Raw genomic sequence first — 21,553 nt, 5'->3', positions numbered from 1 at the left:
CCGGTTCCAGCCGGTGGATTCCAGGTGCTTCCACCATCCGGAGCCTGGAACGGAACGATGGACTCATGCTTGGAACGGGTCACGTTCCGGCCCCGGACTCGGATCCAGGGCCTGGGTGAGGGAGAACGCGCCCGTGACGCCGGCTCGCAGCCAGACCCTGGCCAGGGGACCGTGGCCTGCCACGGTGATGTGCTCGGTGAACAGCAGTGGAATGCTCGCCGGCCAGGCCCGGACCGATTCCACGATCTTCTTCCGGCGTTCCGGCAGCCATGTGCCGACGGTGAGGTCCACGTAGGTGGGGTGGCTAAGAACGACGGCTACGGCGGGCGACATTCCAGCAGTCCTCTGCGGGATTCAGGTAGGGGTTCGGCCGGTTTTTGACCGTGTTATTGCAGGTCAACCGTGTTGCACCCCAGTGCAGAGCGGTTCGGCGACAGGACCAACAACAGGACTGATGACAGGGCGGACGACAGGACACCCGGCTTGCCCGGTCACCGGGTGCGGGGCCTGCCCCCGCTGGAAGCAGGGGACTTCCCCAATTGGGGAAGTCCCGCTCAACCGTTGGGATCATCAGCCCTCAACGAGTTCGGCATCCACAACTGCGTCAGCGTCGGCGTCGACCTTCACCTTGGTGAGAATTCGACCGATGCGGCGAATAGCGTCCTGCTGTCGCTGGGCCGCCTCGGGGCTGCGAGCCTTGCTCGCAACCTCGTCCTCCGTGGCGCTCTCGACAGCCTGCGCGCCGTATTCAGCAGTTGCAGCGCCGCCTCCACCGGGTCTGGGCTTCGGTCCAGCACCCCACTGCGCTCGTTCTTCGTTTCGACTCGCTGCATGGGCATGACCGCTTCAGGCTCGGCCGTCCAGGCGGCGCTGACTGCCTGGCTACGTTCGGCCGGATCGGATACGCCTTAGCCGCCGCCACCGCGTTCTTCACCCGTTGCTGGACCTGGTTGGCCACGAGCCGCACCCCGCCTTGCTGGTGGGCCCAGTACAGCGCGGCGTAGGTTCCCCGCAACCCGCAACCCGCGACCCGCGGCAAAACCGCCCCTACCTCCCCTCGCGGATCACCTCGTCCAGCGTGCCGGCGGGGATCGTGCCGTCGGGGGTGAGGCGGTCGACGGCCTGGGGGAGGACGCCGGCGATGCGGTCGGCGGCCTGTTCGGGGGTGAGGCCGGACTCGTGGGCGGCGTGGTCGAGCGTCTGGTAGGGCAGCGCCTGCGCGACGTCCGGGCCGCTGACGGTGCGATTGGGGCCGGTGCCGACCCAGGAGCCGACCGCGTCGCCGAGGCCGCCCTCCCTGAGCTGCTGGACCAGCCCGGTGACCGACTGGCCGCCGCCGCTGCCGAGGGCGCCGATCAGCGACCCCAGCAGCGGCCCGCCGCCACCGCCGCTTTCCTCGCCGATCAGTCCGGACAGTCGCCGTCCGAGATCTGTGTCCGCCATGGCCCGCTCCTCGTCCTCGCGCCGACGCGCGGCCCGGCGAACGACCGCGGATCCCGTGGGCGTTCGGCACGCGCGCACTCCATCCGAAGGTAACCCGTTCGGCCCTGTCCCGCGCGGCGCGGCGAAGTGCTCGAAAACCGCCCGAACATAATTCGCTCGAATGTTCTATTGTGGGCGAAGCGGGAGAGCCCGCCGGGCGACAGGAGGCAGCGGATGCGCTGGGACAACTTGGGACCGGTCGGCGCGACGCCCGCCCTGTTCGACGCCGAGGCGGTGACGCGGACGTTCGACACGCCGGAGTTCCGGGGGATCACGTTCCACGAGATACGGGCGCGGTCGATCCTGAACCGGGTGCCGGGGACGTCGAAGATGTCGTTCGAGTGGACCGTCAACCCGTACCGGGGCTGTTCCCACGCCTGTGTGTACTGCTTCGCGCGCAAGACGCACAGCTACCTCGACCTCGACACCGGGCAGGACTTCGACTCGCAGATCATCGTCAAGGTCAACGCGGCCGACCTGCTGCGCCGTGAACTGGCCGCGCCGCGCTGGCGGGGTGAGCACGTCGCGATGGGCACGAACGTCGACTGCTACCAGCGGGCGGAAGGTCGGTACCAATTGATGCCCGGGATCATCGCGGCGCTGCGGGACCGGGCCAACCCGTTCTCCATCCTGACGAAGGGGTCGCTGATCCTGCGCGACCTGCCCCTGCTGGAGCAGGCGGCCCGGGTGACCGAGGTGGCGACCGCCGTGTCGGTCGGGTTCACCGACACCACGCTGTGGCGCGACGTGGAGCCCGGCACCCCGGCGCCGCTGAAACGGCTGGAGGTCTGCCGGACGCTCACCGCGCACGGCATCGCGTGCGGGGTGCTGATGGCGCCGGTGCTGCCGTTCCTGTCCGACACGCCGGAGCAGCTGCGCGAGACGGTGCGCGCCATCGCCGCGGCCGGCGCCACCTCCGTCACCCCGCTCGTACTGCACCTGCGCCCCGGCGCCCGCGAGTGGTACATGGCGTGGCTGGCCCGCCGGCATCCGCACCTGGTGCGCCGGTACGAAGAGATGTACGCCGGCGGCTCCTACGCGCCGACCTGGTACCAGCGGCGGGTGACCCGCCAGGTGCACGAGTTCGCGGCCGAGTTCGGCATGGGCCCGACCCGGCAGGGCGCCGCCCGGCGCCTGGAACGCCCCCGGCCGGCGCGGGCGACGGACGGAATGGACGCACCGGACACAGCGAGCGGAACGGACGGGACGCCGGGATGCCCGGCGGACGGCGAGCGGCGGGAGGCGGCGCCCGACGGCGGCGCACGCAGCACGGCGCGGCTCGCCCCGACGCAGCTCACCCTGCTGTGACGTAGCCTGCCGCGCATGACGCGGATACGGCTGATGACGGAGGCGGACATCCCGGCGGTGGCCGAGGTGCGGGTGAGCGGCTGGCAGTTCGCCTACCAGGACCTGGTGCCGCGCTCCTACCTGGACCGGATGGACCCCGACACGGACGCCGAGCGGCTGCGCGCCCGCCTGGAGTACCCGGACCCGCGGGTCGAGGACGTGGTCGCCGAGGACGAGGACGGCACGGTCGTCGGCTGGTCGTGCGTGGGGCCGTACCGGCTGGACGAGACCGACGGCGGCGCGTTCGACGACGACGGCGAGCTGTTCGCCATCTACCTGCGCCCCGCCAGCATCGGCCGCGGCGTCGGCCGCACGCTGATCGTCGACGCGATCCGCCGGGCCACCGCGCAGGGCTTCCCCGCGCTGCGGGTGTGGGTCCTGGAGGGCAACGCCCGCGCCCGCCGGTTCTACGAACGCGCCGGGTTCGCCCCGGACGGCGGGCGGGAGCCGTTCACCGTCGACGGCGTCGCCGTGCCCGAAGTGCGGTACATGCTGCGGCTCGCGGGGCAGGAGACCGCCTGACAGCGGTGCGCCGCGGTCCAGCGACACCCTGACAACGGTGCGCCGCCGGCCCACGGCGCCCGGCACCCGGTGTGCGCCGGGCCCGCGACACCCGGTCGGCGGGGCGCCGCAGGGCGGCTTCCGCGCGGGCGCGATCCGCTCATCTGAACGCGGCGCAGATCACAGTAGCGGAGGTCTGGCGCGAAAGTTACCGGCGGGTTACCTTAGGGGAACGGGTCCAGCCGGCGCCGATCGCGGCGGACCGGACCCCGCCACGTGGCGGCCTGGTGACGCAGCCGTCCGCGTGACATCGCTCATGTGACACCGTTCGACAGCAGTTCAGCGCAACGCGGTTCGCCGTCGGTTCGGCAGCCGCCAGGTCCGGCCCCGGGACAGGGCCGGCCATCCCGAGCGGGCGTTCCGGCGCCCGCGCACCGTACGCCGTCGCGGCCCGGCTCCGCCCGCGCCGCCGGCCCCGGCACGCTCAGCGCAGGCCGCCGCGCCCCGAACCCGCGCTCGTGCCCCCCGGTACACCGGCTCCGCCCGGCTTGCGAACCCACGGCACCGCCGATTCCCCGGCACCGTCATGCGTTCGCACCGGCGTCCACCCGGCACCGCGTCGTCAGCACCGCCACGTCGTCAGCACCGCCACGCCAGCGGCCCGCACCCCGTCGGTACCGCCATCACGGCGGCACCGCCGCACCGTGGGCACCGCCGGCTCATCGGCACCGCCGACCTCGACGGCACCGCCGACCCGTGGACGCCGCAACGCCGCCGGCCTCGCCACGCCGCCGCCATCGCTACGCCGCCGTTACCGCAGCGCACCCGTGCGCCGCTCCACCGCGGCACACCCGTACCGCGGCACACCCGTGCGCCCGCAAGCGCACCCGTACCGCAGTGCACCCGTCCCAGTCGTCACGCCCCGCGAGGGCCGCTCCCCTGGAGTCCGTGATGGACCGTTCGTCCACCTCCGCATCCCCGCAGTCCCCGCGGTCCCCCGGGACGCCGTCCCGCGAACCGCTGCGTACCGTCGCCGTCGTCGGCCTGGGCACGATGGGTGCCGGGATCGCCGAAGTGCTGGTCCGGGCCGGCCACGAGGTGGTCGGCGTCGAGGTGGGCGAGGCCGCGGCTGCCGCCGCCGGGGCCGCGCTGGAGCGTTCCACCGGCCGCGCGGTGGAACGCGGCCGGCTCACCGAGGCCGAGCGGACCGACGCGCTCGCCCGGTTCCGGGTCTTCGCCGACCTGCGGGCGGCCGCCGACGCGGACCTGGTCATCGAGGTCGTCCCGGAGTCGTACGAACTCAAGCGGGACGTGATCACCGCGCTGGACGCGATCGTGCGGCCCGAGGCGATCCTGGCGACCGGCACCAACGCGCTGTCGGTGACCCGGCTGGCGGCCGAGACCGCGCGTCCGGAGCGGGTGCTGGGGCTGCACTTCTTCGCGCCGGCCCAGGCGATGCGGCTGGTCGAGGTGGTCTCCACGGTGCTGACCGCGCCGGAGGCGACCCGTGCGGTGACCGACCTGGTGGCCGCGCTGGGCAAGGAGGCGGTGCCGGTCGGCGACCGGCCGGGGTTCATCGCGGACGGCCTGCTGTTCGGGTACCTCAACCAGGCGGCGGCGATGTACGAGGCCCGGTACGCCACCCGCGAGGACATCGACGCGGCGATGCGGCTGGGCTGCGGCCTGCCGATGGGGCCGCTGGCGCTGCTGGACCTGGTCGGCGTCGACACCGCCCGTACCGTGCTGGAGGCGATGTACGCCGCCTCGCACGACCGGTTGCACGCGCCGGCGCCGATCCTGGGCCACCTGGCCGCCGCCGGGCTGACCGGGCGCAAGGCGGGCCGCGGGTTCTACAGCTACGAGTCGCCGGGCAGCGCGACCGTGGTGCCGGACCCGTCGACCCCGGCGGCGGACGGCGGCGGGGCGGCGACCCGGCCGGTGCGGTCGGTGGGCGTGGCGGGCTCGGGCACCATGGCCACCGGGATCGCGGAGGTCTTCGCCAAGGCCGGTTACCCGGTGGTGCTGGCGGCCCGCAGCGAGCAGAAGGCGCAGGCCGCGGTGGGCCGCCTGGGCCGGTCGCTGGACCGGTCGGTCGCGCGCGGACGGCTGTCGCAGGCCGACCGGGACGCGGTGCTGGAACGGATCACCCCGGCCGGGACGCTGGACGCGTTCGCCGAGGTGGACCTCGCCGTCGAGGCGATCGCGGAGGACATCGGCCTCAAGCAGCAGATGTTCGCCGCCTTCGACAAGGTGTGCCGGCCGGGCGCGGTGCTGGCGACGACCACGTCCTCGCTGCCGGTGGTGGAGATCGCGGCGGCGACCGGGCGGCCGGCCGACGTGATCGGGATGCACTTCTTCAACCCGGCGCCCGCGATGAAGCTGGTCGAGGTGGTGCGCACCGTGCTGACCTCGGACGATGTGGTGGCCACCGTGCGGCAGTTGTGCGCGACGCTGCGCAAACACCCGGTGGACTGCGGCGACCGGGCCGGGTTCATCGTCAACGCGCTGCTGTTCCCGTACCTCAACAACGCGGTGAAGATGGTGCAGGAGCACTACGCGAGCGTGGACGACGTGGACACCGCGATGAAACTGGGCGGCGGTTACCCGATGGGGCCGTTCGAACTGCTCGACGTCGTCGGCCTCGACGTGTCGCTGGCGATCGAGCGGGTGCTGCACCGGGAGTTCCGCGACCCGGGGCTGGCGCCGGCGCCGCTGCTGGAGCACCTGGTGGCCGCCGGATGCCTGGGTCGCAAGACCGGGCGCGGATTTCGTGAATACGCCCGGTCCTGAGCGGCGTTCGGGGCGGGGCGGCGGCCCGGCCGGGTCCGCGACGCGGGCCGCACCGCCCCGGGAAATGCAGTACGTTCCCCCCATGCCCCAAGCGCGTCCCGCCACCCGCACCACCGCCCAGCGGCACCGCGTCCGCCAGGACCTGTCCGCGGCGGCGATGCGTCTGTTCGCCACCAAGGGGTACGAGGGGACCACGGTCGACGAGATCGCGGCGGCGGCCGGGGTGGCCCGGCGCACCTTCTTCCGGCATTTCCGGTCCAAGGAAGAGGCGATCTTCCCCGACCACGACGACACGCTGGTGCGGGTGCAGACGGTGCTGGACAGCCCGGACCCGGCCGAACACCCGCTGGACACGGTGTGCCGCGGTATCACCGAGGTGCTGCGGATGTACGCCGAGTCGCCGCGCGACTCGGTCGAGCGCTACCGGCTGACCCGCGAGGTGCCCGCGCTGCGCGAGCACGAGATCGCCTCGGTGGCCCGCTACGACCGGCTGTTCACCCGGTATCTGCTGGGCCACATCGACGAGTCGGCGCACCGGTTCGGCGACGACGATCCGCTGCTGGCGGAGGTGGCCGCCTCCGCGGTGGTCGCCGCCCACAACCACGTGCTGCGGCGCTGGCTGCGGGCCGGCGGCAAGGGCGACGTCGAGGCGCAGCTCGACCACGCCTTCGAGGTGATCCGGGCGACGTTCAGCACCGGCATGCGGGTCGGCGCCCCGCAGGAGGAGGCCCCCGCCGGGACCGGTGAGAAGCCCGCCGACGGCCGCGGCGCCGAGGTGATCGTGACCGTGACCCGCACCGACGCCTCCCCCGCCGAGGTCGCCCGCGCGGTGGAACGCGCCCTGAAGGGGATCTGACGGGGGGGTTCGGCGGGGATGATCGGGCGCGGGTGATCCGGTGCCGGTGATCCGGCGCGGACGGTCTGACGCGGGTGAGCCGACGCGGGTGATCCGACGCGGGTGATCCGACGCGGCCGCCCGGCACCAGATCCGGCTTGGGCGATCCCGACCCCGGCAAGCGGGCTCCAACGGCTTCAGGTTGGGCGCTCCCGGTCCAGCCGACGCAACGCCCGGCGCCAGATCCGGCCCGGGCGGTCCGACCCCGGTGACCAGCCCCCGGCGGCTTCAGCTTGGGCGTCCCCGGTCCGGCCGATGCACCGCCCGGCACCCGGCCGGCCTGGCGATCCCGACCCCGGCAAGCGGGCCCGGCCCGGCACAGGTCTGCCCCGGGCGATCCGAGCCCGGTGCCCCTGGCACCCCCGGTCCGGCCGACGCACCTCCCGCACCCCGCCGGACGTCTGCCGCCCTCCGCCGGTCGCCAACCGGCCGCCCGGCACCTCTCCGGATGCCCGCCCTCCCCCGCCAGCCATTCCCCCGGCCCCGCCGCTCCGCCGACCCCGGCGCACCGCCCACCCCACCGTCCAACGCCTCCCCCGCACCGGCCGCCCGCCCAGGGCCCGGCACCCCGTGCCACCTCCCCTCCGGCACCGTGCACCCCGCCGCACGCCCGCACACCCCGCCGCACGCCCGCCGCACCCGCCGCACCCGCCGCACGCCCGTGCACCCCGCCCCACCCCGCGCACACTCGTGCAACCCAACCCCCGCCGCCGGCACCCCCCGTGTTGCGCGCAGGTGACAGCCGTCGAAAATTTATGGCACGGAGTGTCTTTACGACTGGCACCGCGTGCCATACAGTGGAAGCAGTCCGAACGGGCGACGCGTACCCCAGGGCGCGCGCGCCGGCTGTCCCCCAGCGTCCGGATGCCTGCGTCACAGGCACTTCCCGCGCCACCGCGCGTTCGTGCAGCCCCGCGGCACCGCCGCGACCCGCACCACCCGCCGAACCGACGGCGACCCCCAGACCCCCCGGCGTTCCGCTGGCGTCCCCAGGAACCGGCGCCCGTGAGAACGCCTCAGCGTCCGCACAACGCTTCGCCGGAGGCCCCAGTGAACGACATCCTCGACGCGATCCTCGCACCGGAGAGCACGACCGCCGATTTCGCGGCCCTGCCGCTGCCCGAGTCCTACCGTGCCGTGACCGTGCACAAGGACGAGGCGGAGATGTTCGCCGGCCGGACCAGCCAGGAGAAGGACCCGCGCAAGTCGCTGCACCTCGACGACGTCGCGGTGCCCGAACTCGGGCCGGGTGAGGCCCTGGTGGCCGTCATGGCCAGTTCGGTCAACTACAACTCGGTGTGGACCTCGATCTTCGAGCCGGTGTCGACCTTCGCCTTCCTGGAGCGCTACGGGAAGACGTCGCCGCTCGGTAAGCGCCACGACCTGCCGTACCACGTCATCGGGTCCGACCTGGCCGGCGTCGTGCTGCGCACCGGGGCCGGCGTCAACATGTGGAAGCCCGGCGACCAGGTGGTGGCGCACTGCCTGTCGGTGGAACTGGAGTCCGCCGACGGCCACAACGACACGATGCTCGACCCGGAGCAGCGCATCTGGGGGTTCGAGACCAACTTCGGCGGCCTGGCGGAGATCGCGCTGGTGAAGTCCAACCAGCTGATGCCCAAGCCCAAGCACCTCAGCTGGGAGGAGGCCGCCGCGCCGGGCCTGGTCAACTCCACCGCCTACCGGCAACTGGTCTCCCGCAACGGCGCCGGCATGAAGCAGGGCGACAACGTGCTGATCTGGGGTGCCAGCGGCGGCCTCGGCTCGTACGCCACCCAGTTCGCGCTGGCCGGCGGCGCCAACCCGGTCTGCGTGGTCTCCAGCCCCAAGAAGGCGGAGATCTGCCGGGCGATGGGCGCCGAGGCCATCATCGACCGCACCGCCGAGGACTTCCGGTTCTGGAAGGACGAGCACCACCAGGACCCCCGGGAGTGGAAGCGGTTCGGCAAGCGCATCCGCGAGCTGACCGGTGGCGAGGACGTCGACATCGTCTTCGAGCACCCGGGCCGCGAGACGTTCGGCGCCAGCGTCTACGTCACCCGCAAGGGCGGCACCATCGTCACCTGCGCCTCCACCTCCGGCTACACCCACGAGTACGACAACCGGTACCTGTGGATGTCGCTCAAGCGGATCGTCGGATCGCACTTCGCCAACTACCGCGAGGCGTGGGAGGCCAACCGCCTGATCGCCAAGGGCAAGATCCACCCGACGCTGTCGAAGACCTACCGGCTGGAGGAGACCGGCCAGGCCGCCTACGACGTGCACCGCAACCTGCACCAGGGCAAGGTCGGCGTCCTCGCGCTCGCCCCACAGGAGGGCATGGGCGTCACCGACCCCGAGACGCGCGAGAAGCACCTTCCCGCCATCAACCGCTTCCGGAACGCCTGATGGCCGCCGAACCGCGGGACGACGCGCCGCAGCCCCCATCGTCCGGCGCGGCCCGTGCCAAGGACCGGCCCTGGCTGATGCGGACGTACGCCGGCCACTCCACCGCCGAGGCGTCCAACGAGCTGTACCGGCGCAACCTCGCCAAGGGGCAGACCGGCCTGTCGGTGGCGTTCGACCTGCCGACGCAGACCGGATACGACCCCGACCACGTGCTGGCCCGCGGCGAGGTCGGCCGGGTCGGGGTACCGGTGACCCATCTCGGTGACATGCGGCGGCTGTTCGAGGACATCCCGCTGGAGAAGATGAACACCTCGATGACCATCAACGCCACCGCCATGTGGCTGCTGGCGCTCTACGAAGTGGTCGCCGAGGAGCAGGGCGCCGACGTCGCCGCGCTGACCGGGACGACGCAGAACGACATCGTCAAGGAGTACCTCTCGCGCGGCACGCACATCTTCCCGCCCGGCCCGTCGCTGCGGCTGACCACCGACATGATCGCGTACACCGTGGCCCGGATGCCCAAGTGGAACCCGGTCAACATCTGCAGCTACCACCTCCAGGAGGCCGGCGCCACGCCGGTGCAGGAGATCGCCTACGCGATGTCCACCGCGATCGCCGTCCTCGACACCGTCCGCGACCGCGGCCAGGTGCCGCCCGAGCGGATGGGCGAGGTCGTCGGCCGCGTCTCGTTCTTCGTCAACGCCGGAGTGCGGTTCGTCGAGGAGATGTGCAAGATGCGGGCGTTCACCGGCATCTGGGACCGCATCACCCGTGAGCGCTACGGCATCGACGACCCCCGGCAGCGGCGGTTCCGCTACGGGGTGCAGGTCAACTCGCTCGGGCTGACCGAAGCGCAGCCGGAGAACAACGTGCAGCGCATCGTGCTGGAGATGCTGGCCGTCACCCTCAGCAAGGACGCCCGGGCCCGCGCGGTGCAGCTGCCGGCCTGGAACGAGGCGCTGGGGCTGCCGCGGCCGTGGGACCAGCAGTGGAGCCTGCGCATCCAGCAGGTGCTGGCGCACGAGAGCGACCTGCTGGAGTACGACGACATCTTCCGCGGCAGCGAGGTGGTGGAGGCCAAGGTCGCCGAGATCACCGACGAGGCGCTGCGGGAGATCGAGCGGGTCCAGGAGATGGGCGGGGTGATCCCGGCCGTCGAGTCCGGCTACCTCAAGTCGCAGCTGGTCGCCTCGCACGCCCTGCGCCGCGCCCGGATCGAGTCCGGGCAGGAGAAGGTCGTCGGCGTCAACAGCTACGAGTCGACCGAGCCCAGCCCGCTCACCGCCGACCTGGACGGCGCGATCCAGACCGTCGACCCGGCGGGCGAGGCGCGGGTGACCGAGGCGCTGGGCGTGTGGCGGGCCGACCGGGACGAGGCGCGCGCCAAGGCCGCCCTGGAAGCGCTCAAGGCGGTCGCGGCCACCGACGAGAACCTGATGGCCGCCACCTTGGGCTGCGTACGGGCCGGGGTGACCACCGGGGAGTGGTCGTTCGCGCTGCGCGACGTCTTCGGCGAGTTCCGCGCCCCGACCGGGGTGGGCGGCGCGCCGGTGGCCGTCGCACCGCAGGACGGCGGGCCGCTGGCGTCGGTACGGGAGAAGGTGGCCGGCACCGCCGCCGCGCTGGGGGTCGGCAAGCTGCGGCTGCTGGTCGGCAAGCCGGGGCTCGACGGGCACTCCAACGGCGCCGAGCAGATCGCGGTACGGGCCCGGGACGCCGGGTTCGAGGTGGTCTACCAGGGCATCCGGCTGACCCCGGAGGAGATCGTGGCGGCCGCGGTGGCGGAGGACGTGCACTGCGTGGGGCTGTCGATCCTGTCCGGATCGCACGGCCGGCTGGTGCCCGACGTGCTGCGCCGGCTGCGACGCGCCGGGATCGACGACGTTCCGGTGGTGGTCGGTGGGATCATTCCCGGCGCGGATGCCACGGCGTTGCGGGCGGCGGGCGTGGCGGCCGTCTTCACGCCGAAGGACTTCGGCATCACCGAGATGATCGGGCGGATCACCGACGAGATCCGCCGGGCCCACGACCTGGAGGTCTGAGATGCAGTTCGGCCGCACGTACGAGGAGTTCGAGATCGGTGCCGTCTACAAGCACTGGCCCGGAAAGACCGTCACGGAATATGACGATCATCTCTTCTGCCTGCTGACCATGAACCACCATCCGCTGCACCTGGACGCCAACTACGCGGAGCAAACGACCGACTTCGGCCGGAACGTGGTGGTCGGCAACTACGTCTACTCGCTGCTGCTGGGCATGTCGGTGCCGGACGTGTCGGGCAAGGCGATCGCCAACCTGGAGGTGGAGTCGCTGCGGCACGTGGCGCCGACCTTCCACGGCGACACGATCTACGGCGAGACGACCGTGCTGGACAAGCGCGAGTCGAAGTCGCGCGACGACCGGGGCATCGTCACGGTGGAGACCCGCGGTCACAACCAGGACGGGACGCTGGTGTGCGTCTTCCGCCGCAAGGTGATGGTGCCGACCGCCACCTACGTCAAGGAGCGCGGCGGCGAGCAGCCCGGCCGCCCGCAGTCGCCCGCACAGGAGAAGTGATCCGATGAGCCGCTTGCAGCAGACCGACGGACTGACGGACGTCCAGCAGGAGATCCTGTCGACCGTACGGGATTTCGTGGACCGGGAGATCCTGCCGGTGGCCACCGAACTGGAACACCGCGACGAGTACCCGACGCAGATCGTCGAGGGCCTGAAGGAGCTGGGCGTCTTCGGGCTGATGATCCCCGAGGAGTACGGCGGCCTGGGCGAGTCGCTGCTGACGTACGCGCTGTGCGTGGAGGAGATCGCCCGCGGCTGGATGAGCGTGTCGGGCATCATCAACACGCACTTCATCGTGGCGTACATGCTCAAGCAGCACGGCACCCAGGAGCAGCGCGAGTACTTCCTGCCCCGGATGGCGGCCGGCGAGGTGCGCGGCGCGTTCTCCATGTCGGAGCCGGGGCTCGGCTCCGACGTCTCGGCGATCCGCACCAAGGCGGTGGCCGACGGCGCGGACTACGTGATCAACGGCCAGAAGATGTGGCTGACCAACGGCGGCACGTCGAACCTGGTGGCGGTGCTGTGCCGCACCGACGAGGGGCAGCCGCAGGACGCGCCGGCGCACCGGTCGATGACCACGTTCCTGATCGAGAAGGAGCCGGGCTTCGGGCCGAACGAGAAGGTGCCCGGCCTGACCGTGCCGGGGAAGATCGACAAGATGGGCTACAAGGGGGTCGACACCACGGAGTTGGTGCTCCAGGACGTGCGGGTGCCCGCCGACCGGGTGCTGGGCGGCGCGACCGGCCGCGGCTTCTACCAGATGATGGACGGCGTCGAGGTGGGCCGCGTCAATGTGGCGGCACGCGGCTGCGGCGTGGCGCGGCGCGCCTTCGAACTCGGCGTGTCGTACGCGCAGCAGCGCGAGACCTTCGGCAAGCCGATCGCGCAGCACCAGGCGATCCAGTTCAAGCTGGCCGAGATGGCCACCAAGGTCGAGGCCGCCCACCAGATGATGATCAACGCGGCGCGCAAGAAGGATTCCGGCCAACGCAACGACCTGGAGGCGGGGATGGCGAAATACCTCGCCGCCGAGTACTGCAAGGAGGTCGTGGAGGACGCGTTCCGTATCCACGGCGGTTACGGGTTCTCGAAGGAATACGAGATCGAACGCCTGTACCGGGAGGCGCCGATGCTGCTGATCGGCGAGGGAACCGCCGAGATCCAGAAGATGATCATCGGACGGCGACTGCTGGAGGAGTACCGAATCCAGGGCTGAATGTCCTGATTTGTGAGGATTTTCTTCCTGCGGAGGTCACGCCGAGTCATCGGTAACCAGCCATCGACTCGCTCTTGCGCTTGCCGAGTTGCCAGCCGCTACCAGTACCATCGTGAAAAGCCGCCGTCCCCGTTTCTATGCGGCATCCTCCGCTACGAAGGTCATCCATGCCCCACAGCTCATCCTCTGCACCTCGCGGCCGTGTCCGCCTCGCGCGTGGAGCGTCGCCGTGGCTCCTGCCGACCGTCGCCGCCGCCGCGGTGAGTCTGACCCGTGCCCGCCGCTCCGGACGCTGGGCGGCGGTGGCCGTACCGACCACCGCCCTCGCGGCGGGCATGCTGTGGTTCTTCCGGGACCCGGAGCGTGAGATCACCTCCGGCCGGGTCATCTCGCCCGCCGACGGCGTGGTGCAGAGCATCATGCCGTGGAAGGACGGCCGTACCCGCGTCGCGATCTTCATGAGCCCGTTGAACGTCCACGTCAACCGCGCCCCGCTGGCGGGCACGGTGCGCTCCGTCGAGCACATCCCCGGCGGGTACGTACCGGCGTTCAACAAGGAGAGCGAGAACAACGAGCGCGTCGTCTGGCACTTCGACACCGAGGTGGGCGACGTCGAGATGGTGCAGATCGCCGGAGCGGTGGCCCGGCGTATCGTGCCTTACATTCCGCAGGGCAGCAAGGTCGAGCAGGGCGAGCGGATCGGGCTGATCCGGTTCGGCTCGCGGGTCGACGTCTACCTGCCGGAAGGCATCGAGGCCGACGTCGAGGTCGGCCAGCCCACACAGGCAGGGGTGACTCGCCTTGACCGTGCTTGATCCCGATACCAAGACCGACTGGGTCGCGGACCTCGAAGAAGAGGCGACCGACGACATGCCGCTGTCGACGCGGCTGTCGATAGCCGACACGCTGACCCTCGGCAACGCGACCTGCGGCTTCATGGCGGTCTACTTCACCACCACCGGCGTGCTGGTCCCGCACCTGATGGGCCAGACCGACGGCGGCATGACCCGGCACAGCGCCGCCACGGCGGTGATGCTGATGCTGCTGGCCTCGGTCTTCGACCTGTTCGACGGTCTCGTCGCGCGCAAGCTGCGCAGCTCGGCGATGGGCGCGGAGCTGGACAACCTCTCCGACCTGATCAGCTTCGGCCTGGCCCCGGCGTACTTCGTGGTCGTGTGGGGCATGGTCGCCGACGACGGTCACCAGCACGTCTCCGCGGTGGCCGCGATCGTGGTGGTCCTCGCGGTGGTCCTGCGGCTGGCCCGCTTCTCCTGCACGACGGTGCGCGACGGCGTCTTCCAGGGCATGCCGAGCCCGATGGGCGCGCTGACCATCGTGTCGGCCACCCTGCTCCAGCTGCCGTTCCTGCCGACGCTCGCCATCATCATCGGCGTGGCGTGGCTGATGGTCAGCCGGGTGGAGTACCCCAAGCCGCGCGGCCGCCTGGCCATCGTCACGCTGTGCTGGATCTTCATCAGCATGGGCTGCCTGGCCTCCTGGGCCGCCGACTTCCCCGGCGCGCAGCTGCTGCTGCAGACCGGAGCCGCCCTCCAGGTCGTGGCCGCCGCGGTCATCCCGCTGTTCGCCACGTTCCGCCGGGTCAACATGATCCGCGACAACCGCCGCGAGGCCCGCGCCGGCCAGTTGCCGTAGGTCTTCGACGACACGCAGGGGCCCCGGGAGGACCATCCTCCCGGGGCCTTTTCGCATCGTGCGACGGTATGGCCGCCGGCGTCTTCCGCGGGGCCGACGTCGGCGTGTTCTGGGGCGGCCGACGTCAGCCGCTTCTCGGGTGGACCGACGTCAGCGGGTTGGGGGGTGACCCCGGTGACCGACTCCAGCGGGTTCGGGTGGCTCGCGTCAGCGGCTTCTCCTGCGGCCGACGTCAGCGGCCTCTCCCCATGGTTGCCGTCAGCCGCTTCCCCGGGGCTCGCGTCAGCGACCTCTCCGGTGCCGGCCTCGGCCGCCTCCCCCATGGCTGACGTCAGCGGCCCCTCCGGAGCCGGGCGTGGACCGGGTCAGCCGTCCGGCTCCGGGGCCGGGGCGGGTCAGCCGGTCAGGTGGTCGCGGGCGATCGTGGCGGCGGCTCGCCGCAGCAGGGGGCCGGCCTGGGCCATGCAGCGGGCCGGGTCGGGCTCCAGCGCGGTCAACGGGTACGCGGCCCGGATGCCGGCGGCGGCCAGCTCCTCGTCGGACAGCAGCAGCCGGCCGCAGACGGCGACCACCGGCAGCGAGCGGGCCCGTGCGGCGGCGGCGACCCCGGCGGGGGCCTTGCCGTGCAGGGTCTGGGCGTCCAGCGAGCCCTCCCCGGTGATGACGAGACCGGCGCCCTCCAGCGCCGCGTCGAAGCCCAGCAGCTCCAGCATGACCTCCACGCCGGGCCGGAAGACGGCGCCGAGGCCGACCAGCGCCCCGTAGCCGAGACCGCCCGCCGCGCCCGCCCCGGCGGCGTGGGCCGCCGCGACGGCACGCGGACCCACCGCGGCCGCCAGCACCTCCGCGTACCGCCCGAGTGCCGCGTCGAGCACGGCGACGTCCCGCGGGCCGGCGCCCTTCTGCGGTCCGTAGACCTCGGCGGCGCCGGTCGGGCCGCACAGCGGGTTGTCGACGTCGCCGGCCAGCACGATCGCGGTGCCGGCCAGCCGCGGGTCCAGCCCGGTCAGATCGGCCGACGCCAGGCCCGCCAGCGCGCCGCCGCCGTCCGCCACCGCGGTGCCGTCCGCGCCGGTGAACACCGCGCCCAGTGCGGCCAGCAGGCCCGCGCCGCCGTCGGTGCCCGCGCTGCCGCCGACCCCGAGCACGACGGTACGGGCCCCGGCGTCGAGCGCGGCGCGCAGCAGTTCGCCGGTGCCGCGGGTGGAGGCGGTCAGCGGTGCGAACACGCCGGGCGGCAGGTGGCGCAGTCCGGACGCCTCGGCCATCTCGATGACGGCGACGTCGTCGCGCAGCGCGTACCCGGCGGTGACCGGGGTGCCCAGCGGGCCGGCGACCTCGGCGGTGCGCCGGGTGAAGCCGGCCGCCACCGCGGCCGCCACGGTGCCGTCGCCGCCGTCGGCCACCGGCAGCGACACCACCGGCAGGCCGGGCAGCACGCCGCGCAGGCCGGCGGTGACGTGCGCGGCCACCTCGGCCGCGGTGAGCGACCCCTTGAACTTGTCCGCGGCGATCAGCACGCGCGTTGGTTCCACTGGCACTCCCTGGACGTGTCCGCCCGAGGCTACCCGGACCACCCGGACGGCACCGGGGCAGGTCAGCGGCCGACGGCGTAGCCCTGCATGCCGCGCGGGTTGGCGCCGGCCGACAGCACACCGGTGTCCGGGTCGCGGGCCACCGCGCACATCCGGCCCTCGCTCCAGGCGTCGGCGACGGTGACGTCGTGGCCGCGGTGCCGCAGTTCGGCGACGGCGTACTCACCGAGCCGGGACTCCACCGTGAGGCTGCCGGGCTCCATGGCGCGCGGGTGGAAGGAGGAGGGGAAGGCGTCCGTGTGCCAGTTGGGCGCGTCGATGGCGCCCTGGAGGTCGAGGCCGCCGCGGACCGGGGAGGCGAGGGCGGCGGCGAGGAAGAAGTGGAAGCTCCACTGGTCCTGCTGGTCACCGCCGGGGGTGCCGAAGGCCATGACCGGCCGGCCGCCGCGCAGCGCCAGCGACGGGCTGAGCGTGGTGCGCGGACGGCGGCCCGGGGTCAGGGAGTTGGGCAGGCCGGGCTCCAGCCAGGCCATCTGCAGGCGGGTGCCGAGCGGGAAGCCGAGTTCGGGCACCACCGGGTTGGACTGGAGCCAGCCGCCGCTGGGGGTGGCGGCGATCATGTTGCCCCAGCGGTCGACGACGTCGAGGTGGCAGGTGTCGCCGCGGGTGGCGCCGTCCCGGGCGACGGTCGGCTCGCCCGCCCCGGCGGCGGCCAGCCCGTCACCGTCGGCCGGCCCGGTCAGCGACTCGCCGGCGGCGGCGCGCAGCACGGCCTGCGGCAGCACCGGCTTGCGGCCGCCGGGGCTGCCGGGGCGCAGTTCCCTGGAGGCCGCGCCGCCGACCAGCCAGCGGCGTTCGGCCGCGTAGGCGGGGGCGAGCAGGTCGTCGAGCGGCACCTCGGCGGCGTCGCCGTACCAGGCCTCCCGGTCGGCGAAGGCGAGCTTGGCGCCCTCCACCAGCGCGTGCACGTACTCGCCGCTGCCGGGGGCCAGGTCGCCGCGGCCGAGGCTGTCGGGCAGCAGCGACAACTGCTGGAGGAAGGTGGGGCCCTGGCTCCACGGGCCGGCCTTGGCGACGGTCCAGCCGTTCCAGTCGTAGGTCGCGGGCCGCTCGTAGTGCGCGCTCCAGCCGGCCAGGTCGTCGCCGGTGAGCACGCCGGCGTTGCGGCGGCCGGAGGTGTCGAGGGCGGGCCGGGCGGCGAAGCCGGCCAGTGCCTCGGCGACGAAGCCCTCGCGCCAGGCGCGGCGGGCGCCGTCGATGCGCTGCTCGCGGCTGCCGCCGGCCGCCTCGGCCTCCTTCAGCACCCGGCGCCAGGTGCGGGCCAGCGCCGGGTTGGTGAACAGGCTGCCGGGGGCCGGGGGTTGGCCGCCGGGCAGGTAGACCTCGGCGGAGGAGGTCCACTCCTCGGTGAACAGCTGCTGGACGGTGCCGATGGTGGTGCCGACCCGGTCCAGCAGCGGGTGGCCCGATTCGGCGTATCCGATGGCGTACTTGAGGACCTCGCCGGGCGAACGGGTGCCGTGGTCGCGCAGCAGCAGCATCCAGGCGTCGAACGCGCCGGGGACCGCGGCGGCCAGCGGGCCGGTGCCGGGCACCAGGTTCAGGCCGAGGCCGGTGTAGTGGCCGATGGTGGCGGCGGCCGGCGCCGGTCCCTGCCCGGCCAGCACCCGCACCTCGCCGCCGGCCGTGGCGAAGAGCGCCGGGACCTCGCCGCCGGGACCGTTCAGGTGCGGTTCGACGACGTGCAGCACGAAGGCGGCGGCCACGGCGGCGTCGAAGGCGTTGCCGCCGTCCTCCAGGACGGCCATCGCGGACTGGGAGGCGAGCCAGTGGGTGGAGGACACCATGCCGAAGGTGCCCTGGAGGGTGGGACGGGTGGTGAACACGAAGGCCGCTCCTGTCTCGCGACGCGCACGCCTGGCTTTGGCCGGGACCTCTGGCAGCGTGCGGCCCCGCCCGCGCCCCCGTCAAGGGCGGTCGGGGCGCCTGCGGTCAGCCGCGCGGCAGGTCGAACCAGCGGGTGAGGGCCGCGGCGACCAGCAGATCACCGCGTGCCGACAGCCGCCGGGTCAGGAACAGCGCCGGCCCGGAGGCGAGGCCGGCGGCCAGCCGCAGCAGCTCGGGCGCCGCCATGGTCAGCGTCAGCCGCGGCGCGCGTTCGGTGCGGTGCGCGGTGACGGTCAGCACGCCGCCGGCGATGGCGGTCTCGAACGTGTCGTGGCCGCCGCCCGGCGCGGTGATCCGCCAGCGCAGCAGGACCTCCCGGTCGCCGACCGCCTCGGGCCGCAGCAGGACCGCCATCCGCCGGAACAGCTCGTCGAGCACCCGGCCGCGGTGCGGTCCGGCCATGAAGACCGCCGCCTCGCGCTGCGGCACGTCCCGGACGATGCGGGCGAACTCGGCGGGCGGGACGGCCGCCAGGTCGAGGCTGCCGTCCTCCAGCGCCGCGGCCAGCTCGGCACTGGTCATGACCGGCCGGCCGGACCGGCGTCCCCGGCGCGCAGCCGGGCCAGCACCGCGCGGGCGGCGTGGTGGCCGGACATGCCGTGCACGCCGGGGCCCGGCGGGGTGGCGGCGGAGCACAGGAAGACCGCGGGATCGCTGGTGGTGTACGGCACCCGGCGCAGCTTGGGGCGGATGAGGGCCCGCAGTCCGGCGGCCGAACCGCAGGCGATGTCGCCGCCGACGTAGTTGGCGTTGCGGGCGGCGAGTTCGGCGGGGCCGCTGACGGCGCGGGCCAGGACGCGGTCGGTGAAGCCGGGCGCGAAGCGCTCGATCTGCCGCTCCAGGGCGCCGGTGGCGTCGCCGCTCCAGCCGTTGGGCACGTGGCAGTAGGCCCAGAAGACGTGCTTGCCCTCGGGGGCGCGGGACGGGTCGAAGGCGCTGGGCTGCGCGGTCAGCACGAACGGCACGTCGGCGGGGCGGCCCTCGGTGACCGCCTTGAGCGAGGCGCCGACCTCCTCGAAGGTCGCGCCCAGGTGCACGGTGCCGGCGCGGGCGGCCTGCGGGGCGGTCCACGGCACCGGGCCGTCCAGCGCGTAGTCGATCTTGAACGCCGCCGGCCCGTACCGCACGCCGCGGTCGGCGCCCCTGACGCCGGCGATGCGGGCCAGCGCGGTCGGGGAGGTGTCGAAGACGTAGGCGCGGGCGGGCGGCAGCTGGGCCAGCGAGGTGACGGTGACGCCGGTACGGATGACGCCGCCGCGTTCGGTCAGGACGGCGGCGAGCGCGTCGGAGACGGCCTGGGAGCCGCCGCGGGCGAAGGGCCAGCCGACGTCGTGCCCGGCGAGCAGGAAGGCCAGCGCGCCGCCCGCGGTGACCAGGCCGCCGAGCGGTCCCACCAGGTGGGCGGCGGCGCCGGCGAACAGCCCGCGCGCCTTGTCGGCCTGGAAGCGGTGCGCCAGCGCCCGCACCGGCAGCCCGGCGACCGTACCGAAGCGGGCGTACAGCGCGGGGTGGCGCGGCAGCCCGGACCACTGCGGGCGCAGCAGGTCGACCGCCAGCTCGGACCAGCGGCCGGTGAACGGCCGGACCAGCCGCCGGTACAGGGCGGCGTCCCGGGCGCCGAACGACGCGGCGGTCTCGTTGACGTCGCGGGACAGCACGGCGGCGGTGCCGTCCGGGAACGGGTGCGCCATCGGCAGGTCGGGGTGCACCCACTCCAGACCGTGCGCGGCCAGCGGCAACGAGTTGAAGACCGGGGAACCGGCGCCGAACGGGTGGGCGGTGGAGCACGGGTCGTGCCGGAAGCCCGGCAGCGTCAGCTCCTCGGTCCGCGCCCCGCCGCCCACCGTCCGCGCGGCCTCGTAGACCTCCACGCCCAGCCCGGCCCCGGCCAGCTCCACCGCCGCCGTCAGCCCGTTCGGCCCGGCCCCGATCACCACGACATCCGTCGCCCGCGTCATCACACCCCCACCGTGCCAGATCCCGGCCCGCCCCGCCGCACGGACCCGTCGATCATGACCAACGCGACAGGGGAGGAGGGTGGTTGGCGGGGGAGGTTCTCGCCGGGGGCGGGGGGTGGTCTTTCCTGCGGCAGGGGGAGGTCTTCCCTGGCGCAGGGGGCGGTCTTTCGTACTGGCGGATCGGCGGGTGGCCGGATCGGCATATCACCACACCGGGCACCCACCGATCCGGACGCGTCACCGCACCGGAGACACCACCGCACCACCGCACCGCCGCACCGCCGCACCGCCGCACCGCCGCACCGCCGCACCGGCACGTCATCGCATCGGTGGCCCAGCGATCGCCGGCGTCCCCCTTCCTCCCGCGCTCCCTCCCGTGCCGGCCCCGGCCGGCACCGCTCCTCTCCCCTCCGACGCCGCACCGCCCCCGTCGGCCCGCCGGTACCGTGGCCGCCATGTCCTCCCCCTCGTCCGTCCCGCCCGCCTCGAACGCCTCGCCCTCCTCGGACGCCTCACCGGTGTCCGTTCCCGCCGCCGGTGCCAGGAGCCCGGTCACGGCGGACGACGTCGACCTCGCGGTGGGGCTGGCGGTGCGGCTGCTGGCGGGGGTGCCGGAGGGCGCGTGGGCGGGGCGGGCCGGGTCGCTGGAGTGGGACTGCTGGGAGACGGTGGAACACCTCAGCGACGACCTGTTCGCCTACGCGGCCCAACTCGGGCTGCGCACGGGGCCGTTGGACCGTTACGTGCCGGTCGTGGCGGAGAGCCGGCGGCCGGGCGGGCCGGCGAACACCGTGCACGCGAAACGGGAGGCCGGGGCCGGCGGGCTGGTCCAGGTGCTGGAGGCCAGCGGCGCGTTGCTGGTGTCGATGGTGCGCACGACGCCCGCGGACCGGCGCGGTCACCACGTCTTCGGCACGTCGGACCCGGAGGGGTTCGCGGCGATGGGCGTCGTGGAGACCCTGGTGCACGCGCACGACCTGGCCGAGGGCCTGGGCCTGCGGTGGGAACCGCCGGCCGGGCTGTGCGCGCGGGCGCTGGCCCGGCTCTTCCCGGAAGTAGCGGTCACCGCGCAGCCCTGGCCCACGCTGCTGTGGGCCACCGGTCGCGCCGGCCTGCCGGACCGGCCGCGCCGCACCGGCGGCTGGCGCTGGCACGGCGCACCACTGGAGGAGGACCGGCCCGGCTCGTAGCCGAACCGGACGGGGGCGTCCGGCCGAGACCCCCGTCCCCCTCACCTCGAAGCCTCGAAGCCCCCCCCCCCCCCCCCCCCCCCACCCCCCCCCCC

Annotated in this window: 17 protein-coding genes; 11 read left to right on the top strand and 6 right to left on the bottom strand. The window is 73.6% G+C overall.

All coding sequences use genetic code 11. The features are described from left to right. Nucleotides 1–63 precede the first annotated feature (63 nt). Together POF43_RS31445 and POF43_RS31440 are read right to left on the bottom strand one after the other, a co-directional pair. A complete protein-coding gene (locus POF43_RS31445) occupies nt 64–333 on the bottom strand; it encodes a hypothetical protein (RefSeq protein ID WP_271323209.1) in 270 nt (89 codons plus the stop codon). A 714-nt stretch (nt 334–1,047) separates the two neighbouring features. After that, entirely contained in the window at nt 1,048–1,443 is a 396-nt protein-coding gene (locus POF43_RS31440) for a YidB family protein (protein WP_271316815.1), read from the bottom strand. A gap of 213 nt (nt 1,444–1,656) precedes the next feature. Between POF43_RS31440 and POF43_RS31435 the strand changes: the two genes are divergently transcribed. The 10 genes from POF43_RS31435 (at nt 1,657) to pssA (ending at nt 14,828) form a co-directional block, all read left to right on the top strand. Beyond that, entirely contained in the window at nt 1,657–2,790 is a 1,134-nt protein-coding gene (locus POF43_RS31435; RefSeq protein WP_271323208.1) for an Rv2578c family radical SAM protein, read from the top strand. Between the two features lie 15 nt (nt 2,791–2,805). Beyond that, nucleotides 2,806–3,351, top strand: a complete 546-nt coding sequence (locus POF43_RS31430) for a GNAT family N-acetyltransferase (RefSeq protein ID WP_271316813.1) — start codon at nt 2,806–2,808, stop codon at nt 3,349–3,351. A 930-nt stretch (nt 3,352–4,281) separates the two neighbouring features. Beyond that, nucleotides 4,282–6,120 carry a 3-hydroxyacyl-CoA dehydrogenase family protein gene (locus tag POF43_RS31425; protein WP_271323207.1) on the top strand — a complete coding sequence of 613 codons (1,839 nt, stop codon included), beginning with the start codon at nt 4,282–4,284 and terminating at the stop codon, nt 6,118–6,120. A gap of 64 nt (nt 6,121–6,184) precedes the next feature. Continuing rightward, entirely contained in the window at nt 6,185–6,976 is a 792-nt protein-coding gene (locus tag POF43_RS31420) for a TetR family transcriptional regulator (RefSeq protein WP_372516171.1), read from the top strand. A 1,089-nt stretch (nt 6,977–8,065) separates the two neighbouring features. Next, nucleotides 8,066–9,403: a crotonyl-CoA carboxylase/reductase gene (ccrA, locus tag POF43_RS31415; protein WP_271323540.1), complete on the top strand. Its 1,338-nt coding sequence runs from the start codon at nt 8,066–8,068 to the stop codon at nt 9,401–9,403. After that, on the top strand, nt 9,403–11,445 hold the full coding sequence (locus tag POF43_RS31410; RefSeq protein ID WP_271314754.1) for an ethylmalonyl-CoA mutase: 2,043 nt from the start codon (nt 9,403–9,405) through the stop codon (nt 11,443–11,445). Before ccrA ends, POF43_RS31410 begins: the two co-directional genes overlap by 1 nt. A gap of 1 nt (nt 11,446) precedes the next feature. Next, nucleotides 11,447–11,959: a MaoC family dehydratase gene (locus tag POF43_RS31405; RefSeq protein ID WP_271323541.1), complete on the top strand. Its 513-nt coding sequence runs from the start codon at nt 11,447–11,449 to the stop codon at nt 11,957–11,959. A gap of 4 nt (nt 11,960–11,963) precedes the next feature. Then, nucleotides 11,964–13,175, top strand: coding sequence for an acyl-CoA dehydrogenase family protein (locus POF43_RS31400; RefSeq protein ID WP_271314752.1), 1,212 nt, complete (start codon nt 11,964–11,966; stop codon nt 13,173–13,175). A 167-nt stretch (nt 13,176–13,342) separates the two neighbouring features. Continuing rightward, nucleotides 13,343–13,990, top strand: a complete 648-nt coding sequence (locus tag POF43_RS31395; protein ID WP_271314751.1) for a phosphatidylserine decarboxylase — start codon at nt 13,343–13,345, stop codon at nt 13,988–13,990. Next, a complete protein-coding gene (gene pssA / locus POF43_RS31390) occupies nt 13,977–14,828 on the top strand; it encodes a CDP-diacylglycerol--serine O-phosphatidyltransferase (RefSeq protein WP_271314750.1) in 852 nt (283 codons plus the stop codon). Before POF43_RS31395 ends, pssA begins: the two co-directional genes overlap by 14 nt. A 395-nt stretch (nt 14,829–15,223) precedes the next feature. Here the strand turns inward: pssA and POF43_RS31385 are convergent, their stop codons facing one another. The 4 genes from POF43_RS31385 to POF43_RS31370 all read right to left on the bottom strand — a co-directional run bounded on the left by POF43_RS31385 (nt 15,224) and on the right by POF43_RS31370 (nt 20,268). Next, on the bottom strand, nt 15,224–16,363 hold the full coding sequence (locus tag POF43_RS31385; protein WP_271323542.1) for a glycerate kinase: 1,140 nt from the start codon (nt 16,361–16,363) through the stop codon (nt 15,224–15,226). A gap of 62 nt (nt 16,364–16,425) precedes the next feature. After that, nucleotides 16,426–18,249 (bottom strand): gamma-glutamyltransferase family protein, encoded by a 1,824-nt coding sequence (locus POF43_RS31380; protein WP_271323543.1) that lies wholly within the window; start codon nt 18,247–18,249, stop codon nt 16,426–16,428. 106 nt (nt 18,250–18,355) lie between these two features. Next, nucleotides 18,356–18,832, bottom strand: a complete 477-nt coding sequence (locus POF43_RS31375) for an alkyl sulfatase C-terminal domain-containing protein (protein ID WP_271314747.1) — start codon at nt 18,830–18,832, stop codon at nt 18,356–18,358. Continuing rightward, nucleotides 18,829–20,268, bottom strand: a complete 1,440-nt coding sequence (locus tag POF43_RS31370) for a phytoene desaturase family protein (protein ID WP_271314756.1) — start codon at nt 20,266–20,268, stop codon at nt 18,829–18,831. Before POF43_RS31370 ends, POF43_RS31375 begins: the two co-directional genes overlap by 4 nt. Nucleotides 20,269–20,723: 455 nt before the next feature. On the opposite strand from POF43_RS31370, the gene POF43_RS31365 reads away from it, so the two are divergent. Beyond that, nucleotides 20,724–21,458, top strand: a complete 735-nt coding sequence (locus POF43_RS31365; protein WP_282704884.1) for a maleylpyruvate isomerase N-terminal domain-containing protein — start codon at nt 20,724–20,726, stop codon at nt 21,456–21,458. Nucleotides 21,459–21,553: the final 95 nt, after the last annotated feature.

Source organism: Streptantibioticus silvisoli, assembly GCF_027947535.2.
Lineage (GTDB): Bacteria > Actinomycetota > Actinomycetes > Streptomycetales > Streptomycetaceae > Streptantibioticus_C > Streptantibioticus_C silvisoli.
The sequence above is the reverse complement of the archived record's forward strand: the minus strand, read 5'-3'. Positions and strand labels throughout refer to the sequence as shown.

Excerpts from the sequence above, each read along its gene's own strand:
- POF43_RS31405 (WP_271323541.1), top strand. The coding sequence starts at position 11,447 with ATGCAGTTCGGCCGCACGTACGAGGAGTTCGAGATCGGTGCCGTCTAC.
- POF43_RS31425 (WP_271323207.1), top strand. The coding sequence starts at position 4,282 with ATGGACCGTTCGTCCACCTCCGCATCCCCGCAGTCCCCGCGGTCCCCC.
- POF43_RS31430 (WP_271316813.1), top strand. The coding sequence starts at position 2,806 with ATGACGCGGATACGGCTGATGACGGAGGCGGACATCCCGGCGGTGGCC.
- POF43_RS31445 (WP_271323209.1), bottom strand. The coding sequence starts at position 333 with ATGTCGCCCGCCGTAGCCGTCGTTCTTAGCCACCCCACCTACGTGGAC.
- POF43_RS31395 (WP_271314751.1), top strand. The coding sequence starts at position 13,343 with ATGCCCCACAGCTCATCCTCTGCACCTCGCGGCCGTGTCCGCCTCGCG.
- POF43_RS31370 (WP_271314756.1), bottom strand. The coding sequence starts at position 20,268 with ATGACGCGGGCGACGGATGTCGTGGTGATCGGGGCCGGGCCGAACGGG.
- POF43_RS31435 (WP_271323208.1), top strand. The coding sequence starts at position 1,657 with ATGCGCTGGGACAACTTGGGACCGGTCGGCGCGACGCCCGCCCTGTTC.
- POF43_RS31400 (WP_271314752.1), top strand. The coding sequence starts at position 11,964 with ATGAGCCGCTTGCAGCAGACCGACGGACTGACGGACGTCCAGCAGGAG.
- POF43_RS31365 (WP_282704884.1), top strand. The coding sequence starts at position 20,724 with ATGTCCTCCCCCTCGTCCGTCCCGCCCGCCTCGAACGCCTCGCCCTCC.
- POF43_RS31375 (WP_271314747.1), bottom strand. The coding sequence starts at position 18,832 with ATGACCAGTGCCGAGCTGGCCGCGGCGCTGGAGGACGGCAGCCTCGAC.
- POF43_RS31410 (WP_271314754.1), top strand. The coding sequence starts at position 9,403 with ATGGCCGCCGAACCGCGGGACGACGCGCCGCAGCCCCCATCGTCCGGC.
- POF43_RS31440 (WP_271316815.1), bottom strand. The coding sequence starts at position 1,443 with ATGGCGGACACAGATCTCGGACGGCGACTGTCCGGACTGATCGGCGAG.
- POF43_RS31420 (WP_372516171.1), top strand. The coding sequence starts at position 6,185 with ATGCAGTACGTTCCCCCCATGCCCCAAGCGCGTCCCGCCACCCGCACC.